This window comes from Halodurantibacterium flavum (assembly GCF_042681825.1).
Classification (GTDB): Bacteria; Pseudomonadota; Alphaproteobacteria; order Rhodobacterales; family Rhodobacteraceae; genus Halodurantibacterium; species Halodurantibacterium flavum.
Window position 1 is genome coordinate 111,873 of record NZ_JBHUGH010000037.1, and the last position, 14,898, is coordinate 126,770.

At 67.3% G+C, this 14,898-nt stretch carries 12 protein-coding genes and 1 other RNA gene; 8 read left to right on the plus strand and 5 right to left on the minus strand.

Features of this window, described 5'->3' with window-relative positions; translation table 11 throughout:
- Nucleotides 1–26: 26 nt before the first annotated feature.
- From chrA to ssrA, 3 genes are all read right to left on the minus strand, one after another.
- Nucleotides 27–1,277 carry a chromate efflux transporter gene (gene chrA, locus ACFSGJ_RS19455; protein WP_390265706.1) on the minus strand — a complete coding sequence of 417 codons (1,251 nt, stop codon included), beginning with the start codon at nucleotides 1,275–1,277 and terminating at the stop codon, nucleotides 27–29.
- A 30-nt stretch (nucleotides 1,278–1,307) separates the two neighbouring features.
- The gene (locus ACFSGJ_RS19460; protein WP_390265708.1) at nucleotides 1,308–2,069 is read right to left on the minus strand and encodes a phytochelatin synthase family protein; all 762 of its coding nucleotides are present in this window, start codon (nucleotides 2,067–2,069) and stop codon (nucleotides 1,308–1,310) included.
- A 65-nt stretch (nucleotides 2,070–2,134) separates the two neighbouring features.
- Nucleotides 2,135–2,487, minus strand: a transfer-messenger RNA (tmRNA) gene (ssrA, locus tag ACFSGJ_RS19465).
- 57 nt (nucleotides 2,488–2,544) lie between these two features.
- Here ssrA and ACFSGJ_RS19470 point away from each other — a divergent pair.
- From ACFSGJ_RS19470 to ACFSGJ_RS19500, 7 genes are all read left to right on the plus strand, one after another.
- Nucleotides 2,545–3,780 (plus strand): aminotransferase class V-fold PLP-dependent enzyme, encoded by a 1,236-nt coding sequence (locus ACFSGJ_RS19470; protein WP_390265710.1) that lies wholly within the window; start codon nucleotides 2,545–2,547, stop codon nucleotides 3,778–3,780.
- A 29-nt stretch (nucleotides 3,781–3,809) separates the two neighbouring features.
- The gene (locus ACFSGJ_RS19475) at nucleotides 3,810–5,231 is read left to right on the plus strand and encodes a cryptochrome/photolyase family protein (protein ID WP_390265712.1); all 1,422 of its coding nucleotides are present in this window, start codon (nucleotides 3,810–3,812) and stop codon (nucleotides 5,229–5,231) included.
- Between the two features lie 84 nt (nucleotides 5,232–5,315).
- On the plus strand, nucleotides 5,316–6,524 hold the full coding sequence (locus ACFSGJ_RS19480; RefSeq protein WP_390265714.1) for a class I SAM-dependent methyltransferase: 1,209 nt from the start codon (nucleotides 5,316–5,318) through the stop codon (nucleotides 6,522–6,524).
- Between the two features lie 85 nt (nucleotides 6,525–6,609).
- Entirely contained in the window at nucleotides 6,610–7,734 is a 1,125-nt protein-coding gene (locus ACFSGJ_RS19485) for an NUDIX domain-containing protein (protein WP_390265716.1), read from the plus strand.
- A gap of 54 nt (nucleotides 7,735–7,788) precedes the next feature.
- A complete protein-coding gene (locus ACFSGJ_RS19490) occupies nucleotides 7,789–8,820 on the plus strand; it encodes a cysteine synthase A (RefSeq protein WP_390265718.1) in 1,032 nt (343 codons plus the stop codon).
- Nucleotides 8,820–11,309 (plus strand): DUF3772 domain-containing protein, encoded by a 2,490-nt coding sequence (locus ACFSGJ_RS19495; protein WP_390265720.1) that lies wholly within the window; start codon nucleotides 8,820–8,822, stop codon nucleotides 11,307–11,309. The genes ACFSGJ_RS19490 and ACFSGJ_RS19495 overlap by 1 nt, the downstream gene beginning before the upstream one ends.
- 14 nt (nucleotides 11,310–11,323) lie before the next feature.
- Nucleotides 11,324–12,040, plus strand: coding sequence for an alanyl-tRNA editing protein (locus ACFSGJ_RS19500; RefSeq protein ID WP_390265779.1), 717 nt, complete (start codon nucleotides 11,324–11,326; stop codon nucleotides 12,038–12,040).
- A gap of 27 nt (nucleotides 12,041–12,067) precedes the next feature.
- Here the strand turns inward: ACFSGJ_RS19500 and ACFSGJ_RS19505 are convergent, their stop codons facing one another.
- Nucleotides 12,068–13,180: an AI-2E family transporter gene (locus ACFSGJ_RS19505; RefSeq protein ID WP_390265722.1), complete on the minus strand. Its 1,113-nt coding sequence runs from the start codon at nucleotides 13,178–13,180 to the stop codon at nucleotides 12,068–12,070.
- 99 nt (nucleotides 13,181–13,279) lie between these two features.
- Nucleotides 13,280–13,816, minus strand: coding sequence for a DUF2380 domain-containing protein (locus ACFSGJ_RS19510; protein ID WP_390265724.1), 537 nt, complete (start codon nucleotides 13,814–13,816; stop codon nucleotides 13,280–13,282).
- A 305-nt stretch (nucleotides 13,817–14,121) separates the two neighbouring features.
- Between ACFSGJ_RS19510 and ACFSGJ_RS19515 the strand changes: the two genes are divergently transcribed.
- On the plus strand, nucleotides 14,122–14,889 hold the full coding sequence (locus tag ACFSGJ_RS19515; RefSeq protein ID WP_390265781.1) for an ABC transporter permease: 768 nt from the start codon (nucleotides 14,122–14,124) through the stop codon (nucleotides 14,887–14,889).
- The last annotated feature ends 9 nt before the right edge of the window (nucleotides 14,890–14,898 follow it).

Sequence of the window (14,898 nt, forward strand, 5' to 3'; positions counted from 1 at the left end):
GTTGTGCCGGAGCCCGTGCACTCGCCTCAGAACAGTGCGGTGAGGACGAGCCCCAGAACCGCCATCAGCGCCAGCACCCCCGGCAGCGCCCAGTGACGCCACAGGATCAGCCAACCCGCCAGCAGCGCCAGCACCACCGCCCGCCAGTCGAGCGTCGCCCATTCCGGCGCCAGGAGATAGGCCGGCCCAAGGCGCGCTTCGCCCACCTGCCCGAAAAACACATGCGCCGCGAACCAGAGCGAGAGGTTCAGGATCACCCCGACCACCGCCGCCGTGATGGCCGACAGCGCGCCGGTCAGCCGCGGACGGCTGGAAATCCAGCCAAGGTACGGCGCGCCCACGAATATCCACAGGAAACATGGCGCGAATGTCATCCAGACGGTGATGACGGCGCCCGCGATCCCCAGCGCGACGCCCCCTTCGCGCAGCGCCGCCAGATAACCCACGAATTCCGTCACAAGGATAAGCGGCCCAGGCGTCGTTTCCGCAAGGCCGAGACCGTCCATCATCTCGGCGGTCGAGAGCCAGCCGAAGTCGTTGACCACCGCCTGTGTCATGTAGGCAAGCACGGCGTAGGCGCCGCCAAAGGTGACGATGGCAAGCTTGGAAAAGAACAGCGCGATCTCGGCCAGGATGCCGCCTTCCAGCAGCCACAGCAGCCCGAGCGGCACCAGCCACACCGCACCCCAGACCAGAACCGTCCGGCCGGTATGGGCGCGCGCCATCGGCGGGGGCGTGGTGTTGTCGCCCCGGCTGATCGCAAAGCCCCAGATCCCCGCCAGCGCCACGATCAGCGGAAAGGGCAGGTGAAAGACAAAGATCCCCAGAAAGGCGAGCCCAGCGATGATCCAGTGCGTCCGACGCTTGAGCGCCCGTTTCGCGACCTTCAGCAGCGCCTCGATCACGATGATCACGACCGCGGCCTTGACCCCCAGGAACAGCGCCTGCGCCAGCGGCACCTGACCGAAGGCGCCATAGGCCATCGCCAGCGCCAGCACGACCGCCGCCCCCGGCAGCACGAAGAGAAGCCCCGCGATCAGCCCGCCCCGGACGCCGTGGAACTTCCACCCCGCATAGGTCGCAAGCTGCATCGCCTCGGGCCCCGGCAGCAACATGCAGAACGAAAGCGCGTTCAGATAATCCCGCTCGCTCAGCCAGGGGCGCTCCTCGACCAGTTCGCGATGCATCAGCGCGATCTGTGCCGCCGGGCCGCCAAAGGACAAAAGGCCGATCCGTGCAAAGACGCGCGTTGCCTCGGCAAGGGTGGGTTGGGTCATGGCGGGACTCCGGGCTGGTCTGGCTGAGGGTTACTCGACCGGATGGATATGCACCAGGCCGCCGCGTTCCCCCGCCAGGGGACCGTGTTCCTCGGGTGCCGGCCGCAGCATCGCTGCGAGCAGCGTCTCGGTGCTGGTCCAGTAGGGGATGTACCATTCCTGATCGACCTCGAGGATCAGCACCCGTTCGCTGATCAGGTCATATGCCCCGATCAGCGCCACATGCGGCCCGTCCCAGTCGCCCGTCACCACGCCCTGGTTGAAATAGACAAGCACGGCGTCGCGCGCGCTTTTCTCATTCGTCTCCAGCAGGGCGTGAAGGGTCGCAAGGTCATCCTCGGGCGCGCCGCCCGTGGGGCGAAGGGCGGTGACGGAATAGCCCGTCATCCCGGTCGCGGCGAGCGACTCGCTCGTATAGGCGAGCAGTTGGGCAAAGCTCACGCCGTCGCCATCCTCGGCCACGGCCTCGGTCCAGGCGGGGTTGTTCACGGCCTCCAGCAGGGCTGACTGGGTCAGGATCGGGGTCTCGGCACCCTCGGGCAGCCCCCGCAGCCCGTTGATCGCCGCCGTCACGGCCGCGACCGAACAGGCCGAGCTGGTGATCTGAGGTACGACAAAGGGGGAAAAAGCCCAGAAATCCTCGGCCGGGGCAAGACGCAGATAGGTCGTCTCGGCCGTCACGGGCACTGCCTCGGGCCCGAGCTTGGGCAACCCTTCCTCGGCGCCGGCGCCAGAGGCCGCCACGATCGCCGCGGCAATGGTCATCCTGCGGGATGTGACCCGTTGCATCATCTGACATCCTTTCGCGCCCTGATTGCGCGGGATGCTACAGGCAACGTGTAACAGTGCAAGGTGGAAGTGCAGGCTTCTGTTGCCAGGTGCCTGCGAACCCCGCCTTACGCGGCTAAGCGCAAGGACTTAGTTTCGGCGACTGGAGCTGCTTAAGCAGCCACAGCCATTGCCGGAGCACGGTTGTCATTGGCAACTGTACGTTTCGGACCGATAACGGTGGTACCTCACCGGGCAAAAGCTAACCCCTTTAGACGTTCGTCGATCCTGTTTCGGCCCCATTTACCGCCAATGACGGGGTGTTGGTGGAGCCGCCGGGTACCGCCCCCGGGTCCGATCCGCTTATTACGAGCGCGTTTATTGCCATAGTCCCCGAAGGAACATGCAAAATATACGGCGCGCGGCGCGGGTCTTCAAGGGCCTTCCGCGCCGCGGCCAAACCGCCTAAGCCTTGGGGAAACCAGAACCGGAGACCCCGATGACCCGCCTTGATACCGAATTCGTCCGCGCGCAGTTTCCGGCCTTCGACGCGCCCGGCATGGCGGAGATGGCCTTTTTCGAGAATGCGGGCGGCTCGTTCGCCTGCAGGCAGGTGATCGACCGGCTGACGCGCTTTTACCGCGAACGCAAGGTGCAGCCCTATGCGCCCTATCCGGCGGCAACCGCCGGCGGCGAGGAGATGGACGAGGCCCGTGCCCGCCTTTCCGCGCTTTTGAACGTGGCCGGGGATGAGCTGCATTTCGGCCCCTCGACCAGCGCGAATACCTATGTGCTTTCGCAGGCGTTCCGGCAGATGCTGCAGCCGGGGGACGCCGTCGTCGTCACCGACCAGGACCATGAGGCGAACAGCGGCGTCTGGCGCCGGCTTGGGGACGCCGGAATCGAGATCCGGGAATGGCGGCTTGATCCGGCAACCGGTATTCTTGACCCCGAGGCGTTGGCGCGGCTGCTCGATGACCGGGTGCGGCTGGTCTGCTTTCCTCATTGCTCCAATGTGGTGGGCCATGTGAACCCGGTCGTGCAGATCTGTGCCATGATCCGCGCGGCGGGGGCGGCAAGCTGTGTCGACGGTGTCAGCTATGCGCCCCATGGCCTGCCGGATGTGGCGGCGCTGGGCGCGGATATCTACCTCTTTTCCGCCTACAAGACCTTTGGCCCGCATCAGGGGATCATGGTCATCCGTCAGGCGCTGGCCGACCGGCTTCCGGCGCAGGGCCACCATTTCAACGCCGGGACGCGCACCAAGCGGTTCACCCCCGCGGGACCCGATCATGCCCAGATCGCGGCCTGTGCCGGGATGGCCGATTACTGGGATGCGCTGCACGATCATCATTTCGGCGCCGACGCGGCGACGGTGACACCCGTTGCGCGGGCGGCGCGGGTCCATGATCTGGTCCGGGCGCAGGAAACGGCGCTGCTTGCGCCGCTGCTCGATTACCTGCGGGCGCGGAACGATGTGCGGCTGGTCGGCCCGTCCGATCCGGCCCTGCGCGCGCCCACTGTCGCGCTGGAAACGCGCCGCGCCCCGCAGGATCTGTCCGAGGATCTGGCCCGCCACGGGATCATGTGCTGGGGTGGCGATTTTTACGCCCAACGTCCGCTGCGCGCGATGGGCATCGACCCGGACCGGGGCGTGCTTCGGCTTTCCTTTGTCCATTACACGTCGGGGGCCGATATTGACCGCCTTATCCAGGCGCTAGATCAGGTGCTGTGACGGGCGCGGCCCGGTAATGGGGGCGGGAGGTGACGAAAACTCCGGTGATCTGGTGGGTAAGGCGCGACCTGCGGCTGGCGGACAATCCCGCGCTGGCGGTGGCTGCGGCGCAGGGGCCCGTGATCCCGGTCTTCATCCTCGACCCCGAGACAGAGGGCCTGGGCGCGGCGCCGCTCTGGCGGCTCGGGCTGGGGCTCGGGCATTTCGCGGGCGTGCTGCGGGGCCGCGACAGCCGGCTGATCCTGCGCCAGGGGCCCGCGCTGGAAACCCTGCGCGCGCTGGTCGCGGAAACGGGCGCGCGCCAGATCGTCTGGAACCGCTGGTATGAGCCCGCGGCGCTGCGCCGGGACAAGGCCGTCAAGGCCGCCCTGCGCGAGGACGGGCTGACCGTCGAAAGCCATAACAGCCACCTCCTGTTCGAACCGTGGCAGGTCGAGACCGGGCAGGGCGGCTATTACAAGGTCTATTCGCCGTTCTGGCGCGCGGTTGCCGGGCGCGATCTGCCCGGGGCGCAAGCGGCGCCGTCCCGCATCCCGCATCCCGCCGACTGGCCCGCATCCGAGCGGCTGGAGGACTGGGCGCTTGGCGCGCGGATGAACCGGGGTGCCGAAATCGTCGCGCAGCATGTCTGTGTGGGCGAGGAGAGGGCGCGCGACCGGCTCGATGCCTTCATCGCGGACCGGGTGCAGGATTACCGCGAGGGGCGCGACCACCCCGCCCGGCCCGCCACATCCGGCCTGTCGGAGAACCTGACCTATGGCGAGATAAGCCCGCGCCTGATCTGGCAGGCCGCCCTGCGCGCCGGAGAAGGCGCCACCGCGGGGGTTGAGCATTTCCGCAAGGAACTGGTCTGGCGCGAATTTGCCTATCACCTGCTTTACCACACGCCCCATATCACCGACCGCAACTGGCGCGAGGAATGGAACGCCTTCGGCTGGCGGCGCGACAATTCTGACGCGCGGCGCTGGCGGCAGGGCATGACCGGCGAGCCCTTCGTCGATGCCGCGATGCGGGAGCTTTTCGTTACCGGCCGCGTCCACAACCGCGCGCGGATGATTGCTGCGTCTTATCTCACCAAGCATCTGCTGACCGATTGGCGGGTCGGGCTGCGGTGGTATGAGGATTGCCTGATCGACTGGGACCCGGCCTCGAATGCGCTCGGCTGGCAATGGGTGGCGGGTTCGGGCCCCGACGCCGCGCCCTATTTCCGCATCTTCAACCCGGAGACCCAGGCGCAGAAATTCGACCCGCAGTCCCGCTACATCCACCGTTTCGTCGCGGAACTTGCCGTGGAACAGGGGGCGGAACCGGGCGCGGAGGCGCGGGCCTTCTTTGACGCCGCGCCGCGCCGCTGGAACCTGTCGCCGGACCAGAACTACCCCGAGCCCGTTATCCCCCTGCGCGAGGGGCGCGAACGTGCTCTTGCCGCCTACGGCCATAGAAATGCTTGAGCATTCGGCAGAAGCGGCTAGGCTCACGAAAAAGTAAGGGGGTGAAGCCCGTGTCCCCAACGGGGTTTGCAGGGGGTGTGATGCATGAGTGTCTTTCTGGCGACCGAGGGGCAGTCGGACCTGCCGCGTTATTTCGCGCAGGTCTTCCGCGTGGCGCAGGGGCTGCGCAACGGACGCATTGATTTTCGTCTGGCGGACGGGCGGGTATTCCGGGCCGAGGGCGCGTCACCCGGACCCGTCGCCGAACTGATCATCCACCACCCGGACACCTTCACCCGCCTGATCCGCGAGGGCGATCTGGGCTTCTGCGAGGCCTATCTGGAAGGCTGGTGGTCCACCCCCGACCTGCAGGCCTTCATGGACCTGATCCATGCCGACAATGACGATGTCTATGACGGCTTTCCAGGCTTTGCGCTGGTCCGCAACTATGAGAAATTCCGCCACTGGCTGCGCGGCAATTCCCGCGAACAGGCAAAGCGGAACATCAGCTATCACTACGACCTCGGCAACGACTTCTACCGGCTGTGGCTCGACGACACGATGACCTATTCCTCGGCGCTGTTCCTTACCGGGCAGGAGTCGCTGGAAAAGGCGCAGATCCAGAAATACGAAAGCCTTGTGGACCGGATGGGCGTCAGGCCGGGGGACCATGTGCTCGAAATCGGCTGCGGCTGGGGCGGGTTCTGCGAATATGCCGCCGGAACGCGCGGGCTGCGGGTGACGGCGCTGACCATATCCAGGGAACAGCACGCCTATGCGGTGGAACGGATCGCCAGGGCCGGGCTGTCGGACCGCGTCGATATCCGCCTGCAGGACTATCGCGACGAACGCGGCAGCTATGACGGCATCGCCTCGATCGAGATGTTCGAGGCGGTGGGCGAACGCTATTGGCCGGTCTATTTCGACACGCTGCGCGACCGGCTGCGCCCGGGCGGGGCGGCCACGCTTCAGATCATCACGGTGGCCGATCACCGGTTCGAGACCTACAAACGTGGCGTCGATTTCATCCAGAAGTTCATCTTTCCGGGCGGGATGCTGCCCAGCCCCTCGGCGCTGCGGCGCGAGGTGGCGCGGGCGGGGCTGGAGATCCGCGACACCTTTGCCTTCGGCCAGAGCTACAGCCAGACGCTGCGCCGCTGGAGCGAGACCTTCAACGACCGCTGGTCCGAGATTGCCGCGCAGGGGTTCGACGACCGCTTTCGCCGGATGTGGAACTTCTACCTCACCTCTTGCGCGGGGACATTCGCCAGCGGCAACTGCGATGTGGTGCAGATCACGGTGGCGCATCGCTAGGGTCGCTGCTGCGGCGCAGAAAGGGGCTTGTCCTTGACCCGTCCGCCGTGCTTGTCCTTTGGCGAACAGGATGCACGGGGGCCGGATGACTTCCTTTTTCTTCTACGGCACCTTGCGGCATGAACCGCTGCTGCGGGCGGTTCTGGGCCGTGAGGTCGTGACTGAACCCGCGCTGCTGGCCGATTACCGGGTCCATGCGGTGGCTGATCAGGATTTCCCGATGATCCTGGCGGAACCGGGCGCCACCGCGACGGGCGTTCTGGCGCGCGATCTCGGACCCGGGGATATCGAGCGGCTGGACTATTACGAAGGCGGGTTCGGCTATGACCTGCGGCAGGTGAGCGTCGGCGGGCAGGCGGCGCAGATCTGGGTGCCGCGCGCAGGGCTCTGGCAGCCGGCCGGCGACTGGGATCTGGCGGCATGGGCCGAACGCTGGGGCACGCTGCAGGTCGCGGCGGCCGAGGATGCGATGGCACTTCGCGCGGACCGGCCCGTGGCCGAACTGGCGCGGCGCTGGCCCAAGGTGCAGGTGCGCGCCTCGGCCCGGCTGCGCGCCCGGGGTTCCGATGCCCCGGCCGAGGCGGCGCGGCTCGGCGCGGCAGGGACGCCCGAGGCGGCCGATATCCGGATCGCGGCGCGGCACGAACCCTATGCGAACTTCTTTTCGGTCGAGGAATACGACCTCAGCTATCCGCGCTATGACGGGGCGATGTCGCCGGTGGTGAACCGCGCCGTCTTTGTGACGGGCGATGCGGCGACCGTGCTGCCCTATGACCAGGCCCGCGACCGCGTGCTGGTGATCGAACAGTTCCGCGTCGGTCCCTTTGCGCGTGGCGACGGGCGGCCCTGGCTGCTGGAGCCGATTGCGGGTCGGGTGGATGCGCAGGAAGACCCGGAAACCGCGATCCGGCGCGAGGCCGAGGAAGAGGCCGGCATCACCCTTGGCGCACTGCACCCGGTCGGAACCTATTACCCGACGCCGGCGGCCAAATCCGAATTCCTCTATTCCTACGTGGCCCTTGCCGACCTGCCGGACGGGGCCGCGCGCGCCGGTGGTCTGGACGAAGAGGCCGAGGATATCCGCCCGCATCTTCTGACTTTTTCAGAGCTGATGGCGCTGGTGGATGAGGGCGCATTGACGAACGGGCCGCTTCTGCTTTCGGCGCTGTGGCTGGCACGGCATCGTGACCGGTTGCTGCGGAATGCTTGAGTTCCGGTTCCGGGCACCATATTCACAGGGTCAGGAACAGAACTGGGGGCAGAGATGCGGATTTACAGCGACCTTGCGGATGCGATCGGAAAAACGCCCCTGATCCGCCTGAACAAGGCAAGCGAGATGACCGGCTGCGAGATCCTCGGCAAGGCCGAATTCCTCAATCCCGGCCAGTCGGTCAAGGATCGCGCGGCGCTTTACATCATCCGCGACGCGGTGGCGCGCGGGCTTCTGGCGCCCGGCGGCACGATTGTCGAGGGCACGGCAGGCAACACCGGCATCGGCCTTGCGCTGGTCGGCGCCTCAATGGGCTTTCGCACGGTGATCGTGATCCCGGAAACCCAGAGCCAGGAAAAGAAGGACATGATCCGGCTGGCCGGCGCCGATCTGGTGCAGGTGCCGGCGGCGCCCTACAAGAACCCGAACAACTATGTGCGCTATTCCGGCCGCCTGGCCGAGGCGCTGGCACGGACCGAGCCGAACGGGGCGATCTGGGCCAACCAGTTCGACAACACCGCGAACCGGCAGGCGCATGTAGAGACGACGGGGCCGGAGATCTGGGACCAGACCGGCGGCAAGGTCGACGGCTTTGTCTGCGCCGTGGGCTCGGGCGGCACGATCGCGGGTGTCGCGATGGCGCTGCAACCCAAGGGCGTCAGGATTGGCCTCGCCGACCCCGAGGGCGCCGCCCTTCACGCCTATTACACGACCGGCCAGTTCGACGCGCCGGGATCGAGCATCACCGAAGGCATCGGACAGGGGCGCATCACCGCGAACCTCGAAGGCTTCACCCCCGATTTCAGCTATCGCATCCCCGACAGCGAGGCCCTGCCCGTGGTCTTTGACCTTCTGGAGGACGAGGGGCTGTGCCTTGGCGGGTCCTCGGGCGTCAATGTCGCGGGCGCGATCCGGATGGCGCGCGACATGGGGCCGGGCCACACGATCGTGACGATCCTCTGCGACTACGGGACGCGCTATCAGTCCAAGCTCTTCAACCCCGCCTTCCTCCATGAAAAGGGGCTGCCGGTGCCTGCGTGGCTCGACAAGACGCCGAGGGATCTGCCGACGGTATTCGAGAACTGATGCGGCTTCTGCGCGCGTTTCTGGTCGTCCTGTGCCTCGCGACGTTCGCGGGGCAGGGGGCGTTCGCGCAGGGCACCGCCCCTGCATCCGCAGCACAGGCCGAACCCGCGCCGGGGGTGCAGGCGCCCGATTACGCGGAATGGCAGGCGGTCGCCTCGCGCGCCGAAGAGGCGCTGGCCGATGGCCGTGCCTCGAACCTCGCGCTGGAACAGGTCCGGGCGGAAATCGCCGGCTGGCGCGCCCGCTTCCTGGAGGCGCAGAGCGCGAACCAGAGCCGGATCGAGACTGTGCGCGGCCAGATCACAGCCCTTGGCCCGGTGCCCGAAAACGGCGCCGCCGAGGCGCCCGAGATCGCGTCCCGCCGCAGCGAACTGAACGAACAACTCACCCGGCTTCAGGCCCCCGGACTTGCGGCGGACGAGGCGTTTCGCCGGGCGGACGGGATCATCCGCGAAATCGACCAGACCCTGCGCGACCGGCAGGCGGACGAACTGATGCAGCTTTGGCCATCGCCCGCGAACCCCGCGAACTGGCCGGCGGGCGTGCAGGCGCTGGGAGAAAGCGTCGCGGGCATCGCCGAAGAGGTGCGCCGCGCCTGGAACTCACCCCAGCGGCGCGAGGAACTGAGCGGCAACCTGCCGCTGATCGTGGGCTATCTGCTTTTCGCGGCGGTGCTCCTGGTGCGGGGCGGCCGCTGGATGGAGGAACTGACCTTCCGGCTTCAGACCCGGGCCTCGGCGCGTGGCCAGCAGGTCTATGCGCTTCTTGTCTCGCTGGGGCAGGTCATGCTGCCGCTGGTAGGGGTCTATGCGCTCGCCTCGGCCATCCGTGCGACCGGCATGGTCGGGCTGGTGGGCGAGGTGCTGGTTTCAGCCCTGCCGCAGATCGGGCTTGCGGTGCTGGGCGCGCGCTGGCTCGGGTTCCAGATCTTCCCGCGGGCGGCGGGCGCGGCCGGGGCGCTTGAACTTCCCGACGAACGCCGGGCCGAGGGGCGCCTCTGGGCCGGGGCGCTTGGCGTCCTTTACGCCATCGAACTGATCCGCAGGCTGATCCTTGCGCCCGATGGCAGCCCCGAGGCCGCGATCGCCGTCACCAGTTTCCCGATCATCGCGCTGAGCGGCCTCATGGTGTTTCGCATCGGGCAGCTGATCCGGCTGCATGTCGCGACTGCGCGCGGCGATGGCGAACCGACGCTGTTCCGCGACCGCATCATGGCGATCATCGGGCAGGCCGCGCTGGCGATCGGGGTGCTCGCGCCGCTCCTGGCGCTGGTGGGCTATGTCCCGGCGGCGATCTGGCTGATCTATCCGACCGTGCTGTCGCTGGGGCTGGTGGGCGTGCTGATGGTCCTCTTGCAGCTTGAAACCGACATCTATGCCCTGATCGTCAAGGACGAAACCGGCAGGCGCGAGGCGCTGGTGCCCGTCCTTCTTGGTCTCGTGCTGACGCTGGCGGCGCTTCCTGTCTTTGCGATGATCTGGGGCGCCCGCCCGACCGAGCTTATGGAACTGTGGGTGCGGTTCCGCGAAGGCTTTGCGGTCGGTGATACGCGCATCTCTCCGGCCGACTTCCTGACCTTCGTGCTGGTCTTCGGCGTCGGTTACACGATCACGCGGCTGCTGCAGGGCGGGCTGGCAAGCTCGGTCCTGCCCAAGACGCGGCTGGATCAGGGCGGGCAGAAGGCGGTCATTTCGGGCCTCGGCTATGTCGGCTTTTTCCTTGCGGGGCTCTTCGCCTTCACGGCGGCGGGCATCGACCTCACCTCGCTTGCGCTGGTCGCGGGGGCGCTTTCTGTCGGCATCGGCTTTGGCCTTCAGAACATCGTCCAGAACTTCGTATCGGGCATTATCCTGCTGATCGAGCGTCCGGTCTCCGAGGGCGACTGGATCGAGGTCGGGGGCGTGATGGGGACGGTAAAGGCGATCTCGGTCCGGTCCACGGTGATCGAGACTTTCGACCGCACCGACGTGATCGTGCCGAACGGCGATCTGATCGCGGGCATGGTGACGAACTGGACGCGCGGCAACCTGACGGGGCGGCTGGTCCTGCCGGTGGGCGTCGCCTATGGCAGCGATACCCGCCATGTCGAACGCATCCTGCGCGAGGTCGCCGAGGCGCAGCCGCTGGTCATCCTGAACCCGCCGCCGGCCGTGGTCTTTCTGTCCTTCGGGGCGGATTCGCTCAACTTCGAGATCCGGGCGATCCTGCGGGACGTGAAGTTCAAGCTCTCGGTCCAGTCCGAGATGATGCATGAGGTCAATCGCCGCTTTGCCGAAGAGGGGATCGAGATCCCCTTTGCCCAGCGGGATATCTGGCTGCGCAACCCCGAGGTGCTGCACGCGGCCGCCGTGGCGCCCGCCGGGTCGGCCATCGGCCCCAAGCCCGCCACCGAGGCGCATCTGACCGAGGAAGACCTGGACGCCGCGACGCCTTCGGACAATGGCGAGGACGGCGATGACGGGGACGGCCCCGACGCCGGGGCGCGGTGAAAACGATGCCGATCTTGACCGAGCCGCTTTACCGGCAGGATGCCTATCTGCGCAGTGCCCCGGCCCGCGTCCTTGCGCTGACGCCCGAAGGCGGGATCGTGCCGGACAGGTCGGTCTTTTATCCCACCGGCGGCGGGCAGCCGGGGGATGCGGGCCATCTGCGCTGGGATTGCGGGCAGATCGACATCGCGACGACGATCAAGGGCGAGGACGGGTCGGTCGTCTTGATACCAGCCGAGCCGCAGCCACTGCCCCCGCCCGGGACCGAGATCCTTCAGGACCTCGCCTGGGAACGGCGCCACCGTCATATGCGCGTGCATACCGCGCTGCACCTTCTGTCGGTCGTGATCCCGCTGCCGGTGACGGGCGGGCAGATCGGGGCCGAGAAGGGGCGGCTCGACTTCGACATGCCCGAGGCGCCGGGCGATCTGGCCGCGCTGGAGGCGGCGCTGAACGCGCTGATCGCGCGCGACCTGCCCGTGACCGAGGACTGGATCACGGATGACGAACTGGCGGCCCGCCCTGCACTGGTCAAGACGATGTCGGTGCGCCCGCCCGTGGGGCAGGGGCGCGTGCGGCTGATCCGGATCGGTGCCGGGGCGGATCAGGTCGATCTGCAGCCCTGCGGCGGCACACATGTGGCCCGCACCGGGGAAATCGGCACGGTCCGTCTGGGCAAGATCGAAAAGAAGGGACGCCAGAACCGGCGTGTCACGCTGTTGCTGGGTTAGACCCGGCGGGTCACGCGGCAGTCAGACCTATCGCCGCGGATTGGCGGCATCGGTATCGGGCAACCCTTCGCGCGACAGAAGGATCGCGATGGGCCGCAGCCCGGGGATATGTGAACAGACGATCATCAGCCCGACCATGATCGGCACCGACAGGAACATCCCCGGCACGCCCCAGACGGCCCCCCAGAAGGCCAGCGAGATGATGATCCCGAAGGATGACAGCCGCAGCGCGCGGCCCATCAGCATCGGGTCGATGACATTGCCGTTCACGAACTGCACCACCGCCGTCAGCAGGAAGATCAGGCTCGCGGTCTGCACATCCTCGACCTGCACATAGGCGACCAGCGTCACCAGAAGCGTCGCGATGATCGAGCCGATATTGGGGATGTAGTTCATCACGAAGGTGAGGATGCCCATGGCCACGGCAAGCTCCAGCCCGAAGATCATCATCACCATCCAGACCATCAGCCCGGTGACCGCGCTGACCGCCGTCTTGACCAGAAGGTAGTGGTTCACCCGCCGGATGATCGAGCCCATGATGTTGCCCGCGCGTTCCGCCCGCACGGGATCGCCCAGCAGATTGACGAGCTTGGTGGAAAACCAGACCCGTTCCGCGAAAAGGAAGCCCACGAAAAGGCTGATCAGGACGGTCGCGGACAAGAGGTTCCCCGCCTGTCCCGCCGCCGAGCGCAACCAGCCCGAAATCTCGATGGTGCGGAGCGAGTTGAAGACCGCGGCCTCCACATCCTCGCCCATCCAGCCGAAGAGTTCCGCAAAGGCGCGCTGCCCCTGATCGGCATAGGCGAGCGTGATGGTGAGCACCGTGTTGATCTGCGCGATCACGACGGCCGAAAGCGCCAGCATCGCCCCGGTGATCAGCAGAACCGCCACGACACTTGCCACCCAGTTCGTGACGCGCAACCGCCCCAGCCGCACCCGCGCGATCGAGGTGATCGCCTCGGACGTCAGGCTGAAGAGGATGATCGCGATGGCGAGCGAGATCAGGATGAACCGCGCCTGCACCAGCAAAAACAGCACGACCGCAAAGGCGATGACGCCCAGAAAGATGTTCTGAACGCGCAGCCGTTCCGCTGCGGTGCGCACCGGGGCCGAGAGGTTGGGGCCGTCCTCTGCGTTCATTCGGGGTTCCTGGGGCTTTTCCTGACTGCGCTTGCGGCCCGCAGACTAGGACCAGCGCCCGTCCGGTGCAAGCACTGCCGCCCGTGGCCATGGATCGGCTCAGCCGGGCGGGTCCAGACAGTAACGCCCCAGATCGCGCAGGGTGAATTCCGCCGCGCGCTGCCAGGCCTCATCGGTATCGCCGCGATAGCTGAGCAGCCTTTCGCAGCGCGTCCCGCCCCCCGGGAGTTCCAGAACGGCGATGCGTATCCAGCCGATCAGGGTGCTGACCTTGTGGAACTCTCCGATCAGGAGCAGGTCCGCCCCGGCGGCCTCTGCCGCCCGGGTCAGGGCCGCGGGGCCGGGATCGGCGGGGCTGCAGGGCAGGTCGCAATCAAGGGGCACCGCCCCCGTGCCCGCCCGCAGCGTCGCCGCGAACGCCGCCAACCGCTCCGCATGTTCGGCGCGCTGGTCCCGCAACTCGCCCGAGGTGTCGCGAAAGGCGAATTCCGCGACCGCGAGCCGTTCTTGCGCAGGCCGGGCCTGTGCAGGTCGTTCCTGTGCGGGGGCGGCCCCGGGCAGGGCAAGCAGCAGCGCGATCAGGGCGGCGCACGCCTTGGGCCGCTGAAAATTGTGCCGCAGGACATGAACCGGCATCGTGCCTCCCTTTCCGGTCGGCCGCCGTTGCAGCCGGACCGTCACCCCGTGATCCGGGCCTCTCATTTCACCACAGGTGCGGGTCTCCTGCGCCTCATTCCTTTGGCTGATGCGTGGCGGGCTGTGCTTGCCCGGCCCGGTCGCAGGTGCCACGCTGACAAAACCCCCGGTGGAATGTCGCCGGGCCATGCAAGGGCCGGGCCGTTCAGGACCCCCGGCGAGGCAAGGAGAATGTCGTGCCGGACCGCCGCGCATCCCCCTTATGGCAGCATAGCGCGACGACAGATCAGCCGCCCGCCCGGCATCTGCGGGTTGGGCCGTCCGAGGGACTGGTCGTGGTTGTGGCGCGGCTGGCCTTCCTTCTGGTCCTGGTCGCGCTCTGGTCGCTGGCGGCGCAGACGGGGCCACGCGGCATCATTCCCTCACCCACCGCCACCTGGGAGGCGGGCTTGCGCATGTGGGACGACCAGCGGCTGCAGCGGGCGCTTGGCGACAGCCTGCTGGTGTTTTCGGCGGGCTTCGGGGCGGCCGCCGTGATCGGGATTGCCACGGGTTTTCTGATGGGCAGCATCCGGATGCTGGGGCGTACGCTCGACATCTTTGTCTATGCGCTGGCCGCGACACCTCGGGTGGCCTTCATCCCGCTGGTGATCCTGCTTCTGGGGCTGGGGGTCGAGGCCAAGGCCTTCATCGTCTTTCTGGGCGCGGTCATGCCCGTCATCCTGAACACCTACGCCGGTGTCCGCCAAAGCGACCCGGACCTTCTGGAAATGGCGCGGGCCGCCGGTGCCTCGCGCTTTCGGACCTATGCGCATGTGGTGCTGCCGGGCGTGGTGCCCTTTCTGGTCGTGGGGCTGCGCCTTGGGGCGACGATCGGGCTGATCAACACGGTCGTGGCAGAGCTTTATACCGCCGTGCGGGGCCTCGGCGGGCTGCTGGCGCTTTATGGCAACACGTTCCGCATGGCGGAATATTTCGTGGTCGTCCTGATGCTGGCGCTGATCGGCGTCACGGTGACCGAGGGCCTGCGCCTTGTCGAACAGCGGCTGAGCCGCTGGCGCGAAACCGTATGAGGGAGGAAA

Coding starts and splice junctions, on each gene's coding strand:
- chrA (WP_390265706.1), bottom strand. CDS start 1,277: ATGACCCAACCCACCCTTGCCGAGGCAACGCGCGTCTTTGCACGGATC.
- ACFSGJ_RS19460 (WP_390265708.1), bottom strand. CDS start 2,069: ATGATGCAACGGGTCACATCCCGCAGGATGACCATTGCCGCGGCGATC.
- ACFSGJ_RS19470 (WP_390265710.1), top strand. CDS start 2,545: ATGACCCGCCTTGATACCGAATTCGTCCGCGCGCAGTTTCCGGCCTTC.
- ACFSGJ_RS19480 (WP_390265714.1), top strand. CDS start 5,316: ATGAGTGTCTTTCTGGCGACCGAGGGGCAGTCGGACCTGCCGCGTTAT.
- ACFSGJ_RS19485 (WP_390265716.1), top strand. CDS start 6,610: ATGACTTCCTTTTTCTTCTACGGCACCTTGCGGCATGAACCGCTGCTG.
- ACFSGJ_RS19490 (WP_390265718.1), top strand. CDS start 7,789: ATGCGGATTTACAGCGACCTTGCGGATGCGATCGGAAAAACGCCCCTG.
- ACFSGJ_RS19495 (WP_390265720.1), top strand. CDS start 8,820: ATGCGGCTTCTGCGCGCGTTTCTGGTCGTCCTGTGCCTCGCGACGTTC.
- ACFSGJ_RS19505 (WP_390265722.1), bottom strand. CDS start 13,180: ATGAACGCAGAGGACGGCCCCAACCTCTCGGCCCCGGTGCGCACCGCA.
- ACFSGJ_RS19510 (WP_390265724.1), bottom strand. CDS start 13,816: ATGCCGGTTCATGTCCTGCGGCACAATTTTCAGCGGCCCAAGGCGTGC.